The organism is Coprococcus phoceensis, assembly GCF_900104635.1.
Lineage (GTDB): Bacteria > Bacillota > Clostridia > Lachnospirales > Lachnospiraceae > Faecalimonas > Faecalimonas phoceensis.
Genome location: NZ_FNWC01000007.1, coordinates 1,119,987 through 1,142,684 on the forward strand (window position 1 = coordinate 1,119,987; position 22,698 = coordinate 1,142,684).

General features: G+C 31.2%; 20 protein-coding genes. 5 read left to right on the forward strand and 15 right to left on the reverse strand.

What is annotated here, in order from left to right:
• Positions 1-38: 38 nt before the first annotated feature.
• The 11 genes from BQ5364_RS09120 to BQ5364_RS09170 all read right to left on the reverse strand — a co-directional run bounded on the left by BQ5364_RS09120 (position 39) and on the right by BQ5364_RS09170 (position 11,888).
• The gene (locus BQ5364_RS09120; RefSeq protein ID WP_071144143.1) at positions 39-794 is read right to left on the reverse strand and encodes an SDR family NAD(P)-dependent oxidoreductase; all 756 of its coding nucleotides are present in this window, start codon (positions 792-794) and stop codon (positions 39-41) included.
• A gap of 279 nt (positions 795-1,073) precedes the next feature.
• Positions 1,074-1,712 (reverse strand): acyl carrier protein, encoded by a 639-nt coding sequence (locus tag BQ5364_RS09125; protein ID WP_071144144.1) that lies wholly within the window; start codon positions 1,710-1,712, stop codon positions 1,074-1,076.
• 1 nt (position 1,713) lies between these two features.
• Positions 1,714-3,063: a class I adenylate-forming enzyme family protein gene (locus BQ5364_RS09130; protein ID WP_071144145.1), complete on the reverse strand. Its 1,350-nt coding sequence runs from the start codon at positions 3,061-3,063 to the stop codon at positions 1,714-1,716.
• Positions 3,056-3,793 (reverse strand): PHP domain-containing protein, encoded by a 738-nt coding sequence (locus BQ5364_RS09135; protein WP_235837200.1) that lies wholly within the window; start codon positions 3,791-3,793, stop codon positions 3,056-3,058. Before BQ5364_RS09135 ends, BQ5364_RS09130 begins: the two co-directional genes overlap by 8 nt.
• 8 nt (positions 3,794-3,801) lie before the next feature.
• On the reverse strand, positions 3,802-4,749 hold the full coding sequence (locus BQ5364_RS09140; RefSeq protein WP_071144147.1) for a phosphotriesterase family protein: 948 nt from the start codon (positions 4,747-4,749) through the stop codon (positions 3,802-3,804).
• Positions 4,742-5,737 (reverse strand): BtrH N-terminal domain-containing protein, encoded by a 996-nt coding sequence (locus BQ5364_RS09145; protein WP_071144148.1) that lies wholly within the window; start codon positions 5,735-5,737, stop codon positions 4,742-4,744. Before BQ5364_RS09145 ends, BQ5364_RS09140 begins: the two co-directional genes overlap by 8 nt.
• A complete protein-coding gene (locus BQ5364_RS09150) occupies positions 5,730-7,289 on the reverse strand; it encodes an ATP-binding cassette domain-containing protein (RefSeq protein WP_071144149.1) in 1,560 nt (519 codons plus the stop codon). Before BQ5364_RS09150 ends, BQ5364_RS09145 begins: the two co-directional genes overlap by 8 nt.
• A complete protein-coding gene (locus BQ5364_RS09155; RefSeq protein ID WP_071144150.1) occupies positions 7,289-8,989 on the reverse strand; it encodes an ABC transporter ATP-binding protein in 1,701 nt (566 codons plus the stop codon). Before BQ5364_RS09155 ends, BQ5364_RS09150 begins: the two co-directional genes overlap by 1 nt.
• Before the next feature lie 8 nt (positions 8,990-8,997).
• Positions 8,998-9,756, reverse strand: coding sequence for a hypothetical protein (locus BQ5364_RS09160; RefSeq protein ID WP_071144151.1), 759 nt, complete (start codon positions 9,754-9,756; stop codon positions 8,998-9,000).
• The gene (locus BQ5364_RS09165; RefSeq protein WP_071144152.1) at positions 9,749-11,185 is read right to left on the reverse strand and encodes a class I adenylate-forming enzyme family protein; all 1,437 of its coding nucleotides are present in this window, start codon (positions 11,183-11,185) and stop codon (positions 9,749-9,751) included. The genes BQ5364_RS09160 and BQ5364_RS09165 overlap by 8 nt, the downstream gene beginning before the upstream one ends.
• Positions 11,172-11,888, reverse strand: coding sequence for a thioesterase II family protein (locus BQ5364_RS09170; RefSeq protein ID WP_083382791.1), 717 nt, complete (start codon positions 11,886-11,888; stop codon positions 11,172-11,174). The genes BQ5364_RS09165 and BQ5364_RS09170 overlap by 14 nt, the downstream gene beginning before the upstream one ends.
• A 396-nt stretch (positions 11,889-12,284) precedes the next feature.
• Between BQ5364_RS09170 and BQ5364_RS09175 the strand changes: the two genes are divergently transcribed.
• Positions 12,285-12,548 carry a CD3324 family protein gene (locus BQ5364_RS09175; protein ID WP_071144154.1) on the forward strand — a complete coding sequence of 88 codons (264 nt, stop codon included), beginning with the start codon at positions 12,285-12,287 and terminating at the stop codon, positions 12,546-12,548.
• Between the two features lie 183 nt (positions 12,549-12,731).
• Here BQ5364_RS09175 and BQ5364_RS09180 read toward each other — a convergent pair whose 3' ends face one another.
• The 4 genes from BQ5364_RS09180 to BQ5364_RS09195 are packed head-to-tail and all read right to left on the reverse strand — an operon-like array spanning position 12,732 to position 16,320.
• Complete coding sequence (locus BQ5364_RS09180; protein WP_071144155.1) at positions 12,732-13,202, reverse strand: NUDIX hydrolase; 471 nt, start codon at positions 13,200-13,202, stop codon at positions 12,732-12,734.
• A complete protein-coding gene (locus tag BQ5364_RS09185) occupies positions 13,193-14,446 on the reverse strand; it encodes a DegT/DnrJ/EryC1/StrS aminotransferase family protein (protein WP_071144156.1) in 1,254 nt (417 codons plus the stop codon). Before BQ5364_RS09185 ends, BQ5364_RS09180 begins: the two co-directional genes overlap by 10 nt.
• Complete coding sequence (locus BQ5364_RS09190; RefSeq protein WP_071144157.1) at positions 14,424-15,374, reverse strand: radical SAM protein; 951 nt, start codon at positions 15,372-15,374, stop codon at positions 14,424-14,426. Before BQ5364_RS09190 ends, BQ5364_RS09185 begins: the two co-directional genes overlap by 23 nt.
• Positions 15,343-16,320, reverse strand: coding sequence for a radical SAM protein (locus BQ5364_RS09195; RefSeq protein WP_071144158.1), 978 nt, complete (start codon positions 16,318-16,320; stop codon positions 15,343-15,345). The genes BQ5364_RS09190 and BQ5364_RS09195 overlap by 32 nt, the downstream gene beginning before the upstream one ends.
• Positions 16,321-16,971: 651 nt before the next feature.
• On the opposite strand from BQ5364_RS09195, the gene BQ5364_RS09200 reads away from it, so the two are divergent.
• From BQ5364_RS09200 to mgtA, 4 genes are all read left to right on the forward strand, one after another.
• The gene (locus BQ5364_RS09200) at positions 16,972-17,619 is read left to right on the forward strand and encodes a 4'-phosphopantetheinyl transferase family protein (RefSeq protein ID WP_071144159.1); all 648 of its coding nucleotides are present in this window, start codon (positions 16,972-16,974) and stop codon (positions 17,617-17,619) included.
• 27 nt (positions 17,620-17,646) lie between these two features.
• On the forward strand, positions 17,647-18,717 hold the full coding sequence (locus BQ5364_RS09205; RefSeq protein ID WP_071144160.1) for an acyltransferase family protein: 1,071 nt from the start codon (positions 17,647-17,649) through the stop codon (positions 18,715-18,717).
• Between the two features lie 493 nt (positions 18,718-19,210).
• Positions 19,211-19,552, forward strand: a complete 342-nt coding sequence (gene tnpA, locus BQ5364_RS09210) for an IS66 family insertion sequence element accessory protein TnpA (RefSeq protein ID WP_071144161.1) — start codon at positions 19,211-19,213, stop codon at positions 19,550-19,552.
• A 480-nt stretch (positions 19,553-20,032) separates the two neighbouring features.
• Complete coding sequence (gene mgtA, locus BQ5364_RS09215; RefSeq protein ID WP_071144162.1) at positions 20,033-22,696, forward strand: magnesium-translocating P-type ATPase; 2,664 nt, start codon at positions 20,033-20,035, stop codon at positions 22,694-22,696.
• The last annotated feature ends 2 nt before the right edge of the window (positions 22,697-22,698 follow it).

The following is a 22,698-nucleotide window of genomic DNA, read 5'->3' on the forward strand; positions in this document are numbered from 1 at the left end:
TTAAACCCTCCATATCTTAATCAAGATGTTATACCACCCTAGATTAAGTGTCTTCCTCCAGTTATTGGAATTTGAATTCCGGTTAAATATTTTGCCTCATCACTTACCAAAAAAACTACAGTATTTACAACATCTTCTACCGATGCAAATCTATGTAACGGAGTTTTACTCAATATCTCCTTTAATTTTTCTTCCCGGATATTTCTATGAAATGCTTCTTCTAATACTAAAGCTGGAGCAATAGTGTTAATTCTAATATTTTTTCTACCATTTTCAATGGCTAAAACTTTACTTAAAGATTCTATAGCCCCCTTAGAAGCAGCATAAGCGGCCTGTCCGATAGATGGACGATCAGCTGATAGAGATGAAACATTTATAATAACCCCATTTTTCTTATTTACCATATGTTTCAATACTGTTTTACAGTAATTATATGCAGACTTAACATTTACTTCCATTGCTCTGTCCCATGTTTCAATTGTTGTATTTGAAAACAATTCTCTTGGAATATACCCCGCATTATTTATCAAAACATCTATCTTTTTTTCATCATTAATTACTACCTTTATAAAATTTTCTACTGCTTTTAAATCTACTCCATCAACACAAATACCTTTTATGTTTTTTCCTTCTTCCTTTAGCGTTTTTTCCAGTACATTCGCTTTTTCTTTGCTCTTCAGATATGTGAAATATACTTTACATCCTTCATTTACAAATCGTTTCACAAGTCCTTCCCCAATTAATCCTGTTCCTCCAGTAATTACAACCACTTTTCCATTTAAATTTATTTCCATTTTACACTTTCCTTTCAATCTCACATAAATAAATCATTTAAAAATGTTCTCTTTATCATGATATAACACTGACTTATGAAGTTAACTATCAAAAATTTTATAACAAATTATCTTATCCTATAGATACAATACCACTATTTCACTGGTACAGAAACGCAACTATTTACAATTGACATAGCTTAACTTAAAACAGTGCTTGTATAAGTCTATACGCTTTATCATAACCTTAACCGTCTTTACAAGCACTGTTCCCTCACTAATATGCAAGAGCAAATCACTCTATCCCCTCTGCTTTTTTTCTATATAATTAATTAACATACCAATCGTTATGAAATCGTTTAATTCAAATGGACTTTCTAAATCCACGATCTCTTCTTCTGGCAGTTCAAATTCTTTTTTCACAAGAGCCAATGCCTCTTGATTCATTTTTCCATTTACTAAAAGTTCTTTGTTTATAATATATCCTGGCAAGTTCCATAGTTCATCGTCTTCAATAGAAATATCAAACTCTTCTTCTATACGAAACGATAAATCCATAATATCCATTGACTCAAAATTAAAATCTCTAAATACATAATCTCCGTCATTTAAAAAATCAATTTCTTCATCTAATACTTCCTCAAAAATACTTTTAATTGTTCCTCTAATTTCACTTGTATTCATGTCATTTTCCTCCTTATATGTATTCATTACTATTTGCAACAAACTTTCATAGTCATAAAATTTTTCTATTTCTACTTCTCCTTCTAAAGTAATACCTAGCTTTTCTTCAAGTTCATAAATTAATTGCATAATATTAATTGAAGAAAATCCAAGATCATATTTCAAATTTTTAAAATTTTCCAGTAATTCTTCATCTTTTTTTTCTATACATTTTCCAATCATTTTTTTTATAATCTCATCAATGTTTTCTTTCATTTTACATATATTCCTCCTTTAATTTGCCATACAATTTTTGAGCTAACCGCCTAGATATCTTACCATTTTCAGTTAATGGTAAGACCTGTACAGTTAAAAACTCTGTTGGGACTTCATATTCGGCAAGACTCTTATTAACAAATTCTCGCAGTTCGCTTTCCTTTATTTCACTGTCATTGGTAACATAAAAACATATTACTTTCTCTCCAAATAACTTATCCGGATAACCAAATACAACGCATTCCCTTATATTCTTATGCTTTAATATAGCTTCCTCCACTGATGCTGGATATACATTATGTGAACCGCATATAATCATGTCATCTTCTCTACCTGTAACAAATAACTCACCATTTTTTACATATCCTATATCCCCAGTATTGAACCATCCTTGATAATAAGATTTCCTTGCTGATTTACCTTCTAAATATCCCATCATTTTATATTCTGATTTTACATGGATACACCCCTTTTCTCCATCTTTCACCTCTTTTCCTTCACAACTTACCACTTTTATTTTAACTCCTTTAATCGCAACACCAACAGATCCTTCAGTCCATCTATAATCATCATATCTTTGGGCTGCAACACGTGGTCCTAATTCACTCAAACCATATACATTTAAAATTTTAGTATTAGGAAAAATTCTTTTTATATTACTATGACATTCTTTACTCAAATTAGATCCGCTGCAACTAATTACTCTCAGACTATGAAATTCCACATGGTGTTTCTTTGCAACTTCTCCATATAATTGCAATAAAGTTGGATTAACCCCTAGCATAGTTATGTCATGATTGTGTAGAACATTAAACACCTTCCTAATCGACATAATAGTCGGCACAACAACTAATTTACACTTTAATTTTAATGCGGGTAGCAACTCTCCCACAAATGTAGATGAATGCGCTAACGTTTTAGTAATAAATAAATTATCTTTGGGTGTCATTTTTAAATAATCAATTATAGCATCTGCGTTTTGAGATATAGCCTTATGCGATAATCTTATTCCTTTGGCTGGACCAGTTGTTCCAGAACTAAAAAAAATAACAGCCTCTTTTGTACTATAATTGTCTTGATATTTGTCTACTATTTCTTTCATAACAACACAACTATCTGTTGTTTTTTCTATAACTTTAAACTTAATTTCCGGATATTCAAATATTTTACTTGCAAACTTTTTTTCAATATAACAAAATTTTGCATTTGCCAATTTAATATTTTTTATAATAGTTGGAAATGGAATTCTCCAATCCATTAATACTACTGAATCTCCATTATTCCATATTTCAATAATTTTTTTCACATATTCTATACTGTTATCCGAAATAATAGCAATTCTTCTATTCATACCTTCCTCCCATGTACTTTAAAAATTCTATAAGTTTCTTATTTACTATAAGAGTTTCAGGAAATTCTACTTCTGAAAGTATGGAATTTACTTTGTGAAATCGTCCTATATCGTAGGCACAATGTGCATCAGAGCCAATAGCTATCATAGTATCCTCTTCTGCGCAACACTCAAGAAGTTCATAAATATATTTTATTTTTTCTTTATTGCCGAATGTACTTTCGTTTATCTCTAGCGGTTTTCCAAATATTCTCGCTGCATTCACTACCTCCTTTATCTCAAAAGAAATATTTGACTTTATACAGTGTCCAATAATATTAACCCTTGGATCTTCCAAAATTTTTATAAACATATTTGTATTAGCTAGTAGATTGCCCCCCTTATATGTCGAATGTACACTTGCTATAACAATATCACTTGTATCCAAAACTGCTTCACATACATTTTTTTCGGTATTAAACAAACACTTAGTATCTTCACCCGATAAATGAGCATTCACATCAATAATATCCACTTCTATTCCTCTTATTAACTGTACGCCATATATATTTGATGGCAACACTTCTCTGTTTAATAAACTCGCAAGAATGTCATAGCTAATATCATCATTTAAATGATCCGCCATTACAATCCCTTCTAATTGATGTAGACGAGCATAGCGAGCACATTCGTCGATTGTACTATATGCATGATTTGATAAATTTGTATGGACATGTGTGTCCACTAACATTTTCACTTTTACTCCTCCATATCTAGTATTTTTTTTGGTGTTTCTACAAATATCGTATGAAAATCTTTTTGGGCAAATCCTGATTTTTGTAGTTCTTCCCAAATATTCTCATGTAAAAATCCATAGTTAACTTGCTTACCATCGACTATACTTTTTTTTCTGTTCCTTATATCAAATCCATAATCAATAAATACAGAATAATCGTGAGATAAAATTATTTTGGGAGTCCATCCTCGTTTATATAACATTAACAAGCATTCTATTCTAGATATTATGTTTTTTCCAACTCCAAATCTATCCAATCCTATATAGCAACCATAATTTAAAATTTTTTCTATGTATTTTATATCATCGCTGTCCCCTAAATGTCCCATAATGACTTTTTGGGGATCTACGCCACAATCTAACAAGATTTCCAGCTGTCTTAATCCAATCTCTTCCTTAGGTATTGAATGTACAAAAATGGGTAGTTTTGTGACTACAGCAGCTAAACCGGTTGCTCTTAGTATTTTTTCATTTGTTTCAGTTATACCATTAATGCTAGTTGCACATTTCAACATAGCTGGTTGAATCCCACTTCCTTCTATTCCGTTTTCCCATTCATATAACAAAAGTTCAAAAAAACTTTCTGTACTCATTGCTTCCATGAATGGCTCTTCAGTATAGTAGAAACCTGTAGAAGCTAAAATATTTACCCCCGATTTTATAGATACTTTTTTTAATACTGATATATCTCTTCCCAAATTTATAGGAGTTCCATCTACAATCGTCTGTATGTTATGCCTTTCTTTTGCCTCCCTCAATTTTTTGGAAGCCATTTCAACTATATCTCGCTCGTTATACCAATTATCTTTATATGCTTTTTTCATTGAGGAACTAGAACAAATAATATGTTCATGCATCAATGTTTGACCTAATTCTGTTTTTTCTATTTTTCCAGTTACTGTACTAATCATTTTTCGCCTCATATTCGTCTACAATAGAAATCGCTAAACTTTCTTCTTCATAGATTATTTTATCTAATGTAGTTGCTATATAATTTATATCGAACGCATTTTTACTATTTTCTAGGGCATATTTCAATATATAATTCTTTATATTTTCCCATTTTATGATTATTGACTCCATCTTTTTGCAATACATATATATATTCTCAGTTTCTCTAGAAAAAATTTTTTGGGCAGTCAAAAAATTTTTTCTATTCCAAACTATATACCCCAATGCTCTAACAATATCTAGGGCCCATGCGTCTTCAAATCCATTTATTTCTTTTTTAATATCAAATTCAGTTACTATATCTGCTCTAAGCTGCCTCATTTGATCAAAATCAGTTACTCCTCTAAAACCTGTTAATGTTTTTAAAGCACTTTTATATAATGAATTTTCTGGATTTCTCCTATTGTCACTTATTTCCAATGTAACTAACCCAAAACCGTATTGAAGATATTTTTGGAATGGGATTGTAATATATTCAGGTCTATGAACTAAACGTAAATTTCCGTTACAACTAGCCAAAGTATCATCAATACAAACTAATTCTTCATTTGTCACTCCAATTACTAAACAATAATGTACTGAATGGTATTTTTGAAAGACTTTATGCCATTCACACTCAAAAATATCAATTCCAATTATAACTGGTCTTCCTCGTTCCAATTCATCTTTAATGACTTTAATAGCATTTTTTGCATAATTTAAATGCCATATAACTCTTATCCCAAAAAATTCTTGAAGTGCTTTTTCTATCTCTTTATTTAACCCCTCTCCTTCTCTTGAAGGCATTATTCTTTCCCCAAAATTGATATTCTTTTTATTCAAATATCCAAAATTCCATGCGTACAAATATAGTTTCTCTACATTTCCATATTTTTGAATAAGTGATATAAATAAATTTTCCATGCAAGTTCGTTCTGCATTAAAATATGGTTTCAAGTCTTTAAGCATAACTCTTACCTCTTTTTTCCATTCGTATAACTATGTCAGATCTTCGAATAACTTTTTCACTGCTAGTAGCAATGAAAATTGGTATATTTAATTGTCTAAAATTCATTAAGACGTTCTTCTCTGTACGTAGATCCAGCCCGCTTGTGATATCATCCAATAGTAGTGCATCTGGATTTTGGTACAAAGCCCTAGCCAATGCTATTCTTTTTATTTCTCCTCCAGACAAATTTTTTCCCATACTATCCACTACATCATTTAAATTCAGCTTGCCTTTATCGATATCATTTTCTAAAGCAGATATCCTTATAACCTTTTTTAAAAGATTGTTATTTTGTTCTTCTCCCATACATATATTCTCTAGAATAGTGCCTTCAAATAATATTGGATTCTGAGATATATATACTATATTTTTTTTCATCAAATACTGTTCATCTAACAAAGTACATATATCATTATTCCATCTACTGATTTCATGTTCAAAAAAATCTTTTAGCAGTATGCTTTTTCCAACTCCATTCTCTCCACAAACTGCAACAATTGGATTATCAATGTATATATTTTCTTTTTTTCTATTCACATATATATTTGAACAAATATCCATGGAATCTTCTTCTGATAGTTTTTGGATTCTTCCAATAGATACGGCCATCTGACGATATTTGCTTAATACACTACTAAATACCGTAGGTAAATCTGATAAAAACCAAAAATAATATTCATAAAGAACAAAATCACCAACAGAAAAAGTATTAGAATTCATCTCATAACACGCTATCAATAAAACAACGGCTAATGCAATATACATAAAATTTGATGCAAAAATCTCTAATACTTTTTGCAATGTAAAATCTTTAATAGATTTTTTTGCTCTTTCTTCACTTAATCTATGATACTTTTTTATAATAGCCGTTTTATTTTTTGACATCTTAATATTCTCTATAGATTCAAAAATATTAAGAAGATATATTGTCGATTGATCAACGGCACATCGCATTTCATACCTATTATTAATTAACTTCTTTTGAATAGCATGAATAGCAAAAATTATACATAGCAAAGGAACCACACTTATTAAACTATACAAAAGGTTTATCTTAAACAAGATTATCAAAGCTACAATCGACAGCAATAATTTTGGCATTTGTATATATATGTCATAAAAAAAAGAAACAATATCATTGATATCTTCTCTAAAACAAACTATAATATTTCCATTATCTTTGCTCTGATTTCTATTAATTTTTTTGTTGATTAATATTCTAAATAAATACAACTTTAAATTACAGTTAATATTTTGTTGCACCTTCGCTACAATATACGAATTACATTGCTTTATAGCATTTATAATTAACGGGGTTAATGCAGCTAGTATAACCAACATCCATATCGGTTGCCCAAACAGTGTATTTTGCCCTTGAAGTTTATTAAATATATCTCTCTTTACTAATCCAACAAATGTAAAACTAAAAGTATAAAAAATTGAATCAATAATTATTACAAAGATATATAAAATCAGCGTATCTTTAAGAGCAATTTTTATTAAATTTTTCATTACTCTATATTCTCCTCTATTATTTTATTAGCTATTTTTTCTTTTTCGTTAAATTCCTGTATCTTACCATTGTCCAAAATCAAAATATAATCTGCCAATTGTAAAATATTTAGTTTATGTGCAATTATAATTAAGGTACATTGTCTTTTTAATATATATAAAGCTTTAATTATGAGTTCTTCCGTTTGATAATCTAAATTCGCATTTATTTCATCGAAGATAAAAATTTTTGCCTTAGAAAAAAGAGCTTTTAAAATATTTAACAGCTGAATTTGGCTAGATGACAACGTTTCGTTAGTAACAACCGTGTCTAAACCACATTCTTTTTCTTCAATCCAATCATACAAATTGAATTTTTTTAATGTACTTTTTATCTCCTCTTTACTTATATCACAGGTAAAATCTGTAATATTTTCATAGATTGTTCCAAATAATATCTTACTATTTTGGTTAACCATATAAATTTTTTTCCAATATTCTTCTTTGAAAATCAAACTTATGTCTTGGTTATTAATTTTTATCTCTCCACTAGTCGGATTGCATAAATTTGCAATCATTCTTACTATAGTTGTTTTTCCACTTCCGGTTTTTCCAATAATTCCTAAAGCCGATCCACATGATATTGTAAAATTCAAATTATGCAACACTTCTTTATTTTCATATGAAAAGCAGACATTCTTAAACTCAATATCAGAAGTATCATTAAAATGAAACTGTTCATTATTTTTCTCTTTTTTTATATTGAATATTTCTGATATTCTGTTTAGAGCTGCACCAATCTTTTGCATATTCTCAAATTCATATCGTAATGCAATAAATGGTCTATTTAACAAACCAACATAATTACTTATTAAATAAATTGTTCCAAGTGATAATTGAGAATTGTAATAAAAATAAACCGCAATTCCCAAAGCAACAACATCTCCTATATTCAATAGAGAAAAGAAACCTGCAGTTGGTATATTTCCAACAAATGTCGCTTTTGCAAAACTTTTTTTCATACTGTTTGTTCTTTTTTTTATTTTTCTTTCAATATACTTGCTTTTATTTACCCCTCTTATGTCAGCTTGATTACTCACGAAAGAATTTATAGAACCATATAATCTTGCCTCATTTCCTTTAAATCTTCTCCACAAAATTGTAATTTTGTTTTGGAGCGATAAAAATACCAAATAAGCCAAAACTGCAATTACACTGTATGCTAACCCTACATATAAGTTATTTTTATAAAAAACAATAATAATACATGCTATAAAAAAAGTATTTCCTACAATATTTATAATAAATGTCGAGAAAAAATTTGCCAAAAAGGTAACATCTCCATCAATTCTTTCTATAAGTTCTCCTGGAGAGTGTTTATTATAAAATTCATAATTTAAATTTTCCACGCAATGCTTAAGTAAATTCTCACGCAAATTATTACTAATAGTCCATCCCAGTTTTTCTCCTAAATAACTGTTCACAATGTCAATAAATATTTTTAGCAATAAAATCCCTATATAGATTGCAATACAAATTTGAAAAAATATTATACTATGTCCCTTTCCTAAACCATCAATTAAATTTCCAATAATAATTGGTAAAAAAACGTTGATCATTATGGAAAAAAACAATAAAATTGATATTTCAACTACTTCCTTCTTATATTTACTCAAATAATTTTTAAAATAAATTTGTATGTTTTTTATTAGCTCTTTCATCTTTTCTCCTAACGCTTATTAATGGTTAAAAATCTCTGTAATTTTATTTTTCCGTTCTTATTCACAAAAAATTCTACTACAGTATCTGCACCTTTTACCGTTCCTGCAACTACCAAATAAGATTTAGATAGTTCCAACTTATTATTTTCATTCAAATATTCCATCATTTCACAACACACTTTATAACCTTGACTAGTAGAACGTAATATTTCAACACCCAAGTTCCCTACTTTTTTTCTTAAATACTTTGATGGAATATCGTATAATTTTGCAAAGCTTGAAATTCTACTTTCCATTTCTTTTGTCATGTATAATTTTTCATTGAGATTTTGCTTACACACGATAATGGATATATCGTATTCACTGACTGAAGAATAAATTTTCTGAGCAGTTTCTCCTGTTGTACTTGCGATTATTAATCCAGCATCAGATCCATTTAAATATTCTTTCTTCAAAATATCTCGTACAACATCTGTATTATTTAAACATCGTTGATAAAAATAAACTGTTTTTTCTTCTTGTAACCCATTGCTTTTTCTGTAGATAAAACTTACAATCTCATCAAGATTTTTCATGTATGAAATGTCAAATTCTTCTATTTCTATCTCAATCGAAAATTCTTTTTCTAAAATTAATAATAATTGTACAAATTCTATAGAATCTAATTGTTCAATATCGATTGATTCATCTTCAAAAATTTCCACTTGAAATATGTCTGTTTTTTTAAAAATATCTTTTAGTTTTTCTCTAATTAATTCCTTATTCATAATTCCTCTTTACCTTTCCACTTTTTGTTTTTATAATTTCAGAAACAATCTCTATTTTTTTAGGAATTTTGTATGTTGCCATATTCTGTTGACAAAACCTCAAGAATGCATTTGAAGAAAAATCTTTTTCTATAGTACTATGCAAAACTATTTGCGCACATATTTTTTCTCCCACAACTGCATCTTTGGCTGCATATACAAAGGACTCTTTTATACCTGGATACAAATTTAAAACATTTTCAATTTCCTCAGGACTTACATTATATCCTCCAGTAATGATTAAATTTTTTATCCTTCCCTTTATATACAAATATCCTTCAGAATCTAAATAACCTATATCCCCAGTATGTAAATACCCATCATATAACACTTTACTCGTTGACACTTGATTGTTATAGTACCCTTTCATTACATTAAGTCCTGATACTACAATTTCTCCTTCTTTCCACGGTGTCTTACTGTACTTATTATCACATGCAATCATAACCGTCTGATTTGGCAAAGCCTTTCCCACAGAACCAATCTTCGTTTTATAGTTGTCTTCATCCATCATCGCGATTACAGGACCTGCTTCCGTCATTCCATATCCTTGTACTATACTCACATCATTAAATTTTTCTATTAACTCTTGAATAACTTTTCCAGATATAGCACTCCCAGAAAATCCTATGAATTTTAAATTTTCCGCCTCTAGCTTCTTTTCCATTTTCATTAACAGATTTAAAACTGTAGGAATAGTAATAAGATGAGTTATCTTATCCTTTTGCAAACTTACAATTATATTTTTTAATGCACCACTTTGAGTCAAAAATTTAACTGTTACTCCCATTCTTAAATATGCACATAACATAAAATTTCCATAACTACTCGTCAAAGGAACAGTCACTAATGCTTTTTCATCACCACGGTATTTAATAACTTTTTTGTAACTTTCAATATTATTTATTATATTTACTATGGTCAATTCAACCCCTTTACTTTTGGCTGTTGTTCCTGACGTAAAAATTACTATAGATGCTTCATTTTGTTTTAATAACTCAGTATTTAATAAATCAAAGTTCTGATCTTGCATGCCTATCTTATCAACATACATAACCGGTTGAATAATTTCGAGTAATCCTTTCTTTTCACTATTGGTGATTACACATTCTATTCCATTTTCAACAACAAGTTGTCTAACTTCACTGTATGTATATGCATAATTTAACAAAAATACTCTTTTCCCAGCAATAATTAGTGACAAGAACACCCTGCAATAATCTATAGAATTAGGTAAATATATTGCAATATTTTTATAATTTTCTAATTTATTACTATTCTTCATCTTAATAATATCGTTTAGCAAATTACTATAACTAATGATTTCGTTATCACAGCAAAAAGCAATATTATTATTGTCTTTCCAACTAACTAAATTAAGAAATTCCATTTTTCTCTACCTCCATTTTATTCATTATTTTTTTAACAATTTCCGAAATAGACTTTCCATTATTTAAAACAAAAAAATGATTGCCTTCCAAAAAATATATATCTGCTTTGTCTTTACATAACAGTTGCCACTCTTCTTTAGAATTGGGGCTTAATGGATCTTTGTCCCCACTAATAAGAACCATTTTTGAACTTACTAAGGTTCTATTCTTATTAAATATATAGTTCTTTATTATAGAAAAATCATTTTTTAATACAGGCAAAAAGAATTTTTTTAAACTTTCGTTTCGATTTACTTTATCTGGTATTCCACCCAAACTATTAATATCTTTCCAAAGTTTTTCATCATCAGAACTGAGTGCAAATGGTAGTTTTAAATACATTGGCGCCTTACACCCCAAAATAAATAACGCTGTTGGTTGTTTTTTTTCTCTCTTTTTTAAATAATAATAAAACTCAAATGCAATCAATCCTCCTAAACTATGACCCAAAAACATAAATTTGTCATTTGTTATATGTGCTTTTACAATTTTATAAATATCTTCGCATATAACTTCTAGATTGTTTACTAACTTTTCCTTATATCTAATACCATGGCCCTGCAACTCTACTGGTACAACTTTAATTTCTTCGCCCAAATATTTCTGCCATTTTTTATAAAACATAGCTGATCCTCCAGCATACGAAAAACAAAACAATATCATTTTTACTTGCAGTGATACCTTTGTACACTTTTCCTTTCGTAAATTTTTACAATACTTTATTTTAATTTTATTCTACTACTTACTTTTGCAAAAAGTTATTCCAAACTTGTTTATAATGATAAAGTACATAAGGTAAAATCTTGTTTGAATATAATAAAAAATTGTGATATTATATTAAAAATTACATCTACCTTTGTTTTTTTGACATGTTAAACAATTTCATTTCAAAATTGGATATAATTTAGTCGTATTATGCTAGTATAAAGGAGGATGAGCTATGAAAACACAAGTATATAACCATACATTATGTCGATAGAATTCTACTAGTGTATGGTTTAATAACACCTAATTCTACCGACATACAATTTTATTTAAAATTGTATTGGAGGTTATTTCATGAAATATGTAAACGGTCGGGATATCCTTCCTTCTACATTGCTAGAAGCTATTCAAAACTATATAGAAGGTGATATTGTATACATACCATTAAAGTCGAATCATAAAAAATCATGGGGTACAAACACTAATTCAAAACAACTCATAATAGAGCGTAACATGAACATTCGAAGAGATTTTAGTTATGGAAAAAACATTGATCAATTAGCAGATGAATATTGCTTATCTATTAGTAGTATCAAAAAAATTGTTTATTCTAAATAAAGCAGTTTAGAAAAGGATATTTTAGATTAAATACCTGTTCTCGGGTATTCAATTCTCTATAAAACGCCGCATTTATGATATAATAGGATTTCATAAATGCGGCGTTAATCTTATTTTTTACAAAGTATTATCGTATCTGAAAATAGTTGTATCCGTTTTGTTCTAAAAATAAATATTAATGTTTCAATTATGATTATTACTGTCACACAAACTTTTTACAAATTCTAAGTGTAAAATATCCTCTAACATACTTTGCATTTCGCTTGAAGTTTCTAAGTTTTTTGTATCCCAAATCCATTTGTAGGCTTGGTGTTCAGGATGTACAATTTTTTCTATATTTTCTATCGAAACCCAAAAATTAAATTGTCTAGTTTTTTCGTTTTCAATATAATCAAAATAATTTGTATACATATTAACTGTTTTACATACTAACCCAGTTTCTTCAAATAACTCTCTTCGAACTGCAGATTCGAGGCTTTCACCCTCTTCAACTTTACCGCCTGGTAACTCATACATACCTCCAAAACTATCTTCATCCTTTCGTTGCAAAACTAATAATCCTTTTGAACAAACTACTATTATTCCAACTGAATATCGTGAAATCCCTTTAAGCTGAGCTTCTTTAATTAATTTTTTATCCCTTATTACACACATAGCCACTCTCCAACTTTTTTCATTGCTATTATATACTGATCAATAATTTCTTTATCTCTTGAAAAATTACTAAATGTAGGCAATGATAATGCGTTATTCTGTACATATCTTGCCACAGGATAATCATTAATGTCATTTCTTTCCTTTATAATATTGGGGAACATCATCCCTTTTGTTTCACTATATAATGGTAATGTAGCCAAGCATGGGCTCGAAGGATTAGATACTTCTACTCCTTCCGCTTGTAGCATGCCAATCAAATCACTTTTGGTATATTTTCCTAGCTTTTCTTGAATTACTAATGGTTTAAATCCATACCAGGCTCCCATATCTATATTTTTTTCAAATTTAAGCGGTTCGATATATGAAACTTCTTTTAATCTTTCATTAAAATATTCCAAACACATATGTCGCTCTCTTTTTATAGCTTCAAATTTTTTCAACGAATGTTTTGCTACTATAGCGTTAAATGGTGACATTCTTAATTTCAGACCAAAACCTGTAACCCAATATTTTTGATAACTCAAATCATTTATTTCATCCCTAGAGCGTTCCCTGTAATGCCCTAACAATGTAGCTCTATTATAAATTTCCTCGTTATTTGTAACTAAAATTCCACCCTCTCCGGCAAAAACTGCTTTATTTGTCTGTAATGAAAATACAGCTACATCCCCAAATGTTCCACATAACTGTCCATCACGTCTGCTTCCATGTGCATGTGAACAATCCTCTATCACTTTTAAAGAATACTTTCTAGCTAGTCTCATTATAGCTTCCATATCACATGGATAACCCCACTGATGAACAACTGTTATGGCTTTTGTTTTAGAAGTAATCGCTTTTTCGATTTGATTCACATCAATACATCTTGTTTCCTTATCAATATCTACTAATTTAACATTTCCTTTTAACAAATAAGTCGGACTTAATGCAGCATGATATGTAGTAGCTGGTCCAATTACAACAGAATTCTCATCAATTCCAACTGAGAAATATGCTGCTAATAATGCACTAGTACCAGAGTTGAATGTCACCGTATATTTAATCTTATTATCCATAAATTTTTTGAAGTCATCTTCTAACTCTTTTATTGGACCCGATTTTCCTCTAATTGAGATATCTAAATTTCTTTGTTCTGCTAATTCTTTCAACTCATCCTCTCCTGCCAATGGTGGCCAAATTTCGTGAGGATGCTCTATTGTTACAGACTTTATTCCACCATTAATTGCAAGTTTTTCTTTCATTTTTTTCCTCCGTACATTCAAAAATTTTATAGTTCATTATGTCTTCTATGCTTTTAATCAGCTTTTCCTCTTTCTTGCCTACTATCTCGTAATATATATCTTTTAAAATACTAGTCTTCATACACAGATTAACTTTTCCATGTGGCGTTAAGAAAACATCACGATTTGCTCGACAATATCTTTCTGCATCTTCTTTTTCACAAGCAACTGAACATTTTAACCTATATAATGCAATTTCTTCATTTCCATTAGAATATATATTTATATTGTCTTTGCAATCTTGTTTGATGAAATTCCACTCTTGCAAAATTTCTTCCATTTGTTTTATATCCAAATACTCGCTTGAGCCAACTGGATAAACCTCTATAAATTTCATTGATGCCATAATACTTTCTGCATATTTCATCAAATTCATTACATTTTCTTTTTTAAAAGTTGATTTAGTAACCACCGAATTAATCCTTATTTTTACATCTGGATACATATCTCTAAACAACTTAATTGATTCTAACTGTTCTTCTAACGAATCTATTACCCCCGTCATTTTGGCCGATATTTTTTTATCAACAGAAAGTACTGAAATATTTAATTGATATACATATTTTCCAATTTCAAGTCTATTCTTCAACAGGCTACCATTTGTTACTACTGTTATTTTTGCGCCACACATATGCAATTTTTTGCAAAGTGTAATAATATCCTCTCTAATTAAAGGTTCTCCTCCTGTTAATGTTACTGTATCCCACCCCAAATATTTACTGCATATTTGGTAAAGGTATACATAATCATCTATTTTTAAAATTTCATGCTCCTCATATCTTGTCTTACCATGCACACCTTCTCTATGGCAAAACGGGCAATGGAAGTTGCAAGAATGGGTCAATATAAGTCTTAATTCATTCTTTTTTTCCCAAGTAGTGTTTTTCATTCTCACTATCATCCTTTCTCCATAGTTTTTGGAATGTAACATTACAAAATTCTTCTTTCATTCGTTCATATTCTCGAAAATATTTAACCAAAATATTCAAATTGAAATTATATGGTTTTCCTAATTCACATAATTTTATTTGTCCATCATGTGTAACAACAAAGCTAGAAATTCCTGTCTGGCATGGATAATTTTTGCAACTCTTACACCTAGAGTTATAGCAAGTTCCGTCTGTACTATCTTTAAATATTAGCTTAAAATTATCAAATACTAATATTTCCATTGGTGTACCATAATTTCCTCTAACACTTTCATATTCAATTCTTTTTGTCTGTTTTTCCAACTTCTTTTTAACTGAAGCTAGTTCAACATAATTATCTTTCCAATCGTTTAAATTTAAATTATTTAAATCCAGCAATTTAAGGTCAATTCCATATCTGTTACAAAAGTCAATCATATTCTGTAAATGTTTGATTGTACTTTTAGTCACTACCATATTTATTCTTACGTTAATCGTACTTTTGGAAAGTAAAATAATATTGTTTAAAATACTATTTAATGTAATATTTTCAACACCAATAATTTTCTTGAATTCATTTTCGTCAAGTGTATCTAAACTTACTGTTATGTTATTAATCCCTTGTTTTTCAAGTATTTCAATTTTTTCTTTTGTAAGAAGACTACCATTTGTAACTATCGATATATATTTAATCTTTTTAATTTTTCTTAATTCTTTAATAATATCAATTATATCCTTCCTGATAAATGGCTCGCCTCCTGTGATTCTAACAGAATCAACACCCATATAAGTTAAAAATTCAACGCAGTCTCTAATTTCTTTAACTGTCATAGGCGGATTCTGAGTAAATATACCTTCTCCTCCAGAATTACAGTAACTGCATTTAAAATTGCAATCCTTGGAAACACATAGCCTAATTTCACTCATTTTTATACCCTCTTTCTGTAATATATTTGTATCTTTAATTTAATCGCCTTATCTGAACATTGCATATAGAAAAGATAATTATAATAATTTTATATACACATATAGCCAGAAATTTAATTTAAAATGGATTATAGATTTTAAAATATTATTTTATTTAATATCTGTGATACTGTTTGTAATATTACATACAATGTTCTCCCGTTTGCAGTAAAACAAGCAGGTCGAAACATAGCATACAGGAAGGAATCCTTGGTTCAGCTTTAAAGTCAGAATAACACTCGTACAAAATGAACTTCTTCATAGAAATATCCAGATACTAGAACTACACGATATTGTCCCAGGTGTTCTTCGGGAGTGTAAAAAGATCTGGATAAAATTTTAGAAAATCAGCTATAAAAATATCTTGATAGGCAGCGTGTCGCCAGTATTAACAATTAACATAAAGATCACCTCCAGTCGATTGAAATAAAATATAATCAATCGGGCTTTGCCGCAAATTTTTGACAATTTTTCAAGTGCTTTTAGCAAAAAGTGGGTGACTTTTAAAATAGGAATTCTAAAAGGCTTATGAAATAAGGGCTGAAGATTCCGAGAAGATATAATCTTAAAAAGGAGGGGTAATTGTTTAATCCAATAAACAATAGATGAAAAATGAAGATAATTTTTTTAGAAATTTCAAGTTCAATGACTCAAAATACTTTTAACATTTTAGAAAAATATTTATCACAATCTAGAAGAACATTTCTACGAAATATATATCGTACAGAAAAAAAAGAGAGTATATTATACAGTGAATTGTTAACCAAAATGGGAATCAATATTTTTTATGGTATTCCTCTTTCTGAAATACAAATCAAACACGGAAGTTTTGGAAAGCCATATATTGTAAATTCATATCCTATTTATTTTAATGTTTCACATACAAATAATTTTTTAGTCTTTGGCACAAGTCTTCGTTCACCAATTGGTGTAGATGTAGAAACACTGAAATCTCCATCACGTAGCTTATTAACTCATTGTTTACATGATGAAGAATATCGAAGTGTAATTCATTCACCAAATTTATCAATTGATTTTTTCAAAATATGGACTAAAAAAGAAGCTATTTTAAAAATGCAAGGTATAGGAATTAGTAAAAAACTAAATTTACTCAATACGTTATCCTATTCGTTTCCACTTTTTTGCGGGCAATACAAAAATTATATTTACTCAATCGCATCCATGTATACAGAAACAATTAATTTCTCTAAAATTTGTAATAAAGATTTAGAAAATTTTTATTTACATATGGATCAATAATTTATTTTTTAGGAAAGGATATCTACTATGAACACACAAAATCAACAAAAATTTTTTTATTTTATTGAAAATTTGAGAGGTCTTTCGACATTAATAGTTATATATACTCATTTATGTGCCTGGTGGTCTTCAGCAAATCATAAAGTTTCATATCTAAAGAATTTTGTGGATAAAATATTTTGTATTCCACTTCATTTAAGTGGAGATTTAGGATACTTTGCTGTACTGATTTTTTTCTTAATAAGCGGTTTTATTATTACTCATACTATGCAAAATGAAAATAGACATACTTTTTTTAGAAAAAGATTTTTTAGAATTGTCCCAACCTTGTTTATCAGCCTATTAATAATGTACATAATTAACAAACTTTCAAGTTATTTTCTTTATCCTGTATCACTTGGCAATGTCTCATCAAATTCTATCAAAGACTACTTATTGACATTTTTCCTAGTTGATCGACTAGTTGGTTCTCCTGAGTTGTTAGTTGTTACTTGGACACTCCTAGTAGAAGTTATATTTTATATTCTTTGCTTTATTTTTTTACCTATTAATAAAAATTCTCCAAATAAAGCAACCTTTTGTATAATTTTATCCGTATGTTGCATTACAACATTATCTCCACATAATTCCTTTACCAATGCTTTAGCTTATTATGCTAATTATGTTCTTTTTGTTTTATTAGGGAGAGTTATTTATTTGGCTATACACAATATCGTAAGTCATAAACAAGCTTTAATTCAAGGTGCTGTTATTTCCTTCCTTTTTATCAACTATCATGAATACATTTATCCAGGACGAATTTTCACTTCACCTGATTATTTTATTTACTCATTAATTTTTGCCGTTGTAATATTTTTATTATTTTGCTTATATTCTAACAAACGGTTTAAATTTTTGAAATTAGTTGCTAAACATAGTTATACTCTATATTTAATACATATACCTGTAGGTTCATTGATTCTATATCTTTTAAATTTATTGCCAATATCTTTTGATGTTTGTTTTATACTAACTACTATAGTATGTTTAATAACTGCAACAGTACTTGACTTATTTTTTCTTCAACTCCCCCAAAAAAATCTCACTAAAAGTAGATGAACTAAATAAAAATGTAATTAATCAAGTAGGCGAGATTTCTCTAAATGAGAAATCTCGACCTCTCAGTTGAGTATGTAAGAGGACTTTCACTTCAAACTTCTCACAGAATCGTACGTGAAAGTCTCCTTTCGTACGGATCTTATCATTGAACAATACGAATACAAATTGCTCCAATAAGCAAACAGTTCTAGCACTCACTGCCTTACAGTGCAGAGCCATTTTTCCGCTCCGTTTGCCACGAAAATTCTTATATTTTCACATTGCTCATTTAATCAATCCTCATTCGGTACATTATAGTGTTCCTCTCATTGCCGATGGATTGAACTTTCTAAAATAATTCATCCATCTTTGAATTAAAGGGTAAGCGCTTAGTTTTGGGGTGGATTTTATCCACTCCGTTTGTGCTTTATAATTGCAGCTAGGAAATGCAAGCGTTTTGCTCCATTATGAGACTAGAACGCAAGCGTTTTACTTTACTTGGAGACTAGGAATTATGAAAGCAAAACGTGTCAATCGCGAAGAACAATTGAAACTTATTATGGAATGCCGTTCCAGCGGCCTTTCCGATTATCAGTGGTGTGAAGCACATGGGATTCATCCTGGCACCTTTTACAACTGGGTTAGTAAGCTACGCAAAGCCGACGTAACACTTCCTGATTCTGAGAGTAAGCACTTGGGAACCCCTGTTCATCAGGAAGTTGTCAAAGTAGATCTGGTTTCAAATCCAGTACCATCTACTACAATAATGAAGCAAAATACTCGCATTCTAGCAATGCCCTCTACTGATGCTAGTGTTGCTATGGAAATCGTAATGGATAATTCTACCATAACTTAAATTTATAAGAATACCTGAAATTCCTTTTTGAACACCGACCAAACAAGGACATGACAGATGAAGAATTCGAAAATCTCGCTCCTTGGAACGAACGTGTTCAGGAGATGTGTAAATAAAATGGAGTAAAACGCTCGCTTTCCTAGCGTCTGGTAGTAGATGCTAGGATTTCTGTTTTATATCCACCCTGTAACTAAGCGCTTACATTAAAGGATTAAGCATTTCTGCAATACTGCTGATTTTACATCCAGTTCGCTTATAGATTTCTATAGCCTTTATTTTTTTACGAAAGTTCTTAGACAAAACTTTATTTACCGAAGCAATAAAGTTATGTCTGATTTTCAAGTCTCTATACTTGATGTTCAGCGTTTAAAATATATCCCTCCAACGAATCGCAAGAAAAAAGCAAGAATATAAATCTGTCATTTTCACAACTCTATGTTAAAATATTCTTACTTATACTACGAAGGGAGGAATCTATTTTTGTCGAAAGCAACACTATTTGACAGCCGTATCAAAAAGTACGCTTACTGTAAGCCGCCAGAAATCTACCAGGTTCTTGGTACATCTGCCCTTGGGCTATCCAAAGAACAGGTGGATGCAATGCGGGAAAGATATGGTAAAAACAGTTTTCAGGAACGTAAAACAGATACCACCATCCAGCGATTGCGGCGAGCGTTTATTAATCCATTTCATGTGATTCTATTTATTTTAGGTATTGTTTCTCTTGTTACCGATGTTTTTATGGCCTCTAATTTTACACGGAACGCTACTACTGCTCTTATCATCTTTTCTATGATTGTAATCAGCGGTATCATCCGTTTAATTCAGGAGCTGCGGGCGAAAAGCACAGCCGCACAGCTTGACCGTTTGATTCACGAAAAGGTTACCGTAAGACGGAATGGGGAACTACGGGAAATCCCCGGTGAAGAATTAGTGGTAGGCGATCTGGTTCTGTTTTCTGCTGGTGATCGTGTTCCAGCGGATATCCGGCTGACAAAGGTAACCGATCTATTTATTTCCCAGGCCGCTATCACTGGAGAAAGCGCCATTTTGGAAAAAAGCTGCCGTACACTTTGTTACAAAGAACAAGAACCCATAACACAATTGGAAAATCTTGCGTTTATGGCGACCACAGTTATCAGCGGAAAAGGGGAAGGCATCGTGCTGGCTGTAGGAACGGATACGCTGTACGGAGGATTTACCAAACCGGATTCTGAAGATAAAAATGCTTTTCAAAAAGGAGCCAATTCCATTGCCTGGGTCATGATCCGGTTTATGGCAGTTCTGGTTCCCATTGTATTTCTTATATTGGGAATCACAGGTGGAAAATGGCTGGAATCCTTTGCATTCGCACTGTCTGTAGCGGTAGGGCTGATGCCGGAAATGCTCCCCATGGTCATCACTGCCTGCCTTGCAAAAGGAAGCCTTGCTATGGGTAAAAAACAGACCATCATCAAAGATCTGAACGCCATGCAGAGCTTTGGAAGCATAGATGTGCTTTGTATGGATAAAACAGGAACACTGACCAATGAAAGTATCCTGCTGGAATATTATATGGATATTCTGGGCAATGAAAATACAGAGGTCCTGGATCTGGCTTATCTGAACAGTTCCTATCATTCCGGCGTCCGTAATCCCATTGACAATGCCATTCTTGCCTGTAAATCCATGCCAGGCAGGGAAATCCATTATGCCAAGCTTCTGACAGAATATCAGAAGGAAGATGAAATTCCCTTTGACTATACCCGTAAGTTTGTCAGTACCCTTGTGCAGGACAGTACCGGAAACAGCCATCTGATTATGAAAGGGGATATTGCACACATTCTTTCCCGATGCAGTCATGTAGAATATCGTGGAACACGACTTCCTATGGAGAAAGATGCCAGACAAAGCGTATTTTCTGTGGTAGGGGAAATGTTGCAGGACGGGATGAAGGTTATTGCTGTGGCTCGGAAACATGTGGGAACACGAAAGGAAATCACACCTGACGATGAAAAGGATATGACTTTGGTTGGTTATCTGTCTTTCTTTGATGCCCCAAAACAGACGGCAAGCGAATCCGTAACAGCACTGAAGAGATTAAAAGTAATCCCGAAGATCCTGACCGGAGACCAGGCAGCCATTGCGCTATCCGTCTGCCGCCGGGTTGGAATCTCTGCGGAACATATCCTGACCGGCACCCAACTGGATGAAATGACAGACTGTGAACTGAAAAAGGTGGTCGAAGAAACCCATGTTTTTGCAGAGCTTACTCCCGGTCAGAAAGTGCGTTTGGTTTCTGCACTCAAAGAGAATGGTCATACCGTTGGATTTCTTGGGGATGGGGTCAACGACATTCCGGCACTAAATGAGGCAAATGTGGGGATTTCTGTAGATACAGCAGTGGATGCCGCAAAAGATGCCGCTGACGTTGTACTGCTGCAAAAAGACTTAAATGTATTGGAGCAGGGTGTCCTGGAAGGGCGAAAGACTTTTACCAATATGCTGAAGTATATTAAAATCACTGCAAGTTCCAACTTTGGAAATATTTTTTCCATCATTTGTGCCAGTGCATTTTTACCGTTTCTTCCTATGACCTCCATCCAGATCCTGCTTCTGAATCTGTTATATGATACGCTGTGTATCGTACTTCCCTGGGACAATGTAGATGAGGAAGAAATACTGTCCCCAAGAGACTGGTCCGGCAAGACACTGAAGCAGTTTATGCTTTCTTTCGGACCGATTAGTTCCCTGTTTGATATTGTGACTTTCCTGTTTTTGTATTATTTCCTATGTCCTGCACTATGCGGAGGGACAACTTACCTGCAGCTTACTGATCCTTCCCTGAAACTTCAGTACGCTGCTTTATTCCAAACAGGCTGGTTTTTGGAGTCCATGTGGACACAGGTTTTGATCCTGCATTTCCTTCGTACTGCCAAAATCCCGTTTCTCCAAAGCAGGGCAGCTGCACCGGTCATCTCTATCACTCTGGTAGGGATTCTTGCTTTTACAGCCCTTACGTTTACCAGCGGGGCATCACTGTTTGGACTGACAAAATTACCGCTTTGGTATTTTGCCTTTTTGCTGCTTGTGGCATTTTTCTATATGCTGCTAAGTTCCGTAACCAAATATTTTTATAAGAACAAATATCAAGAGTTGATTTAAAG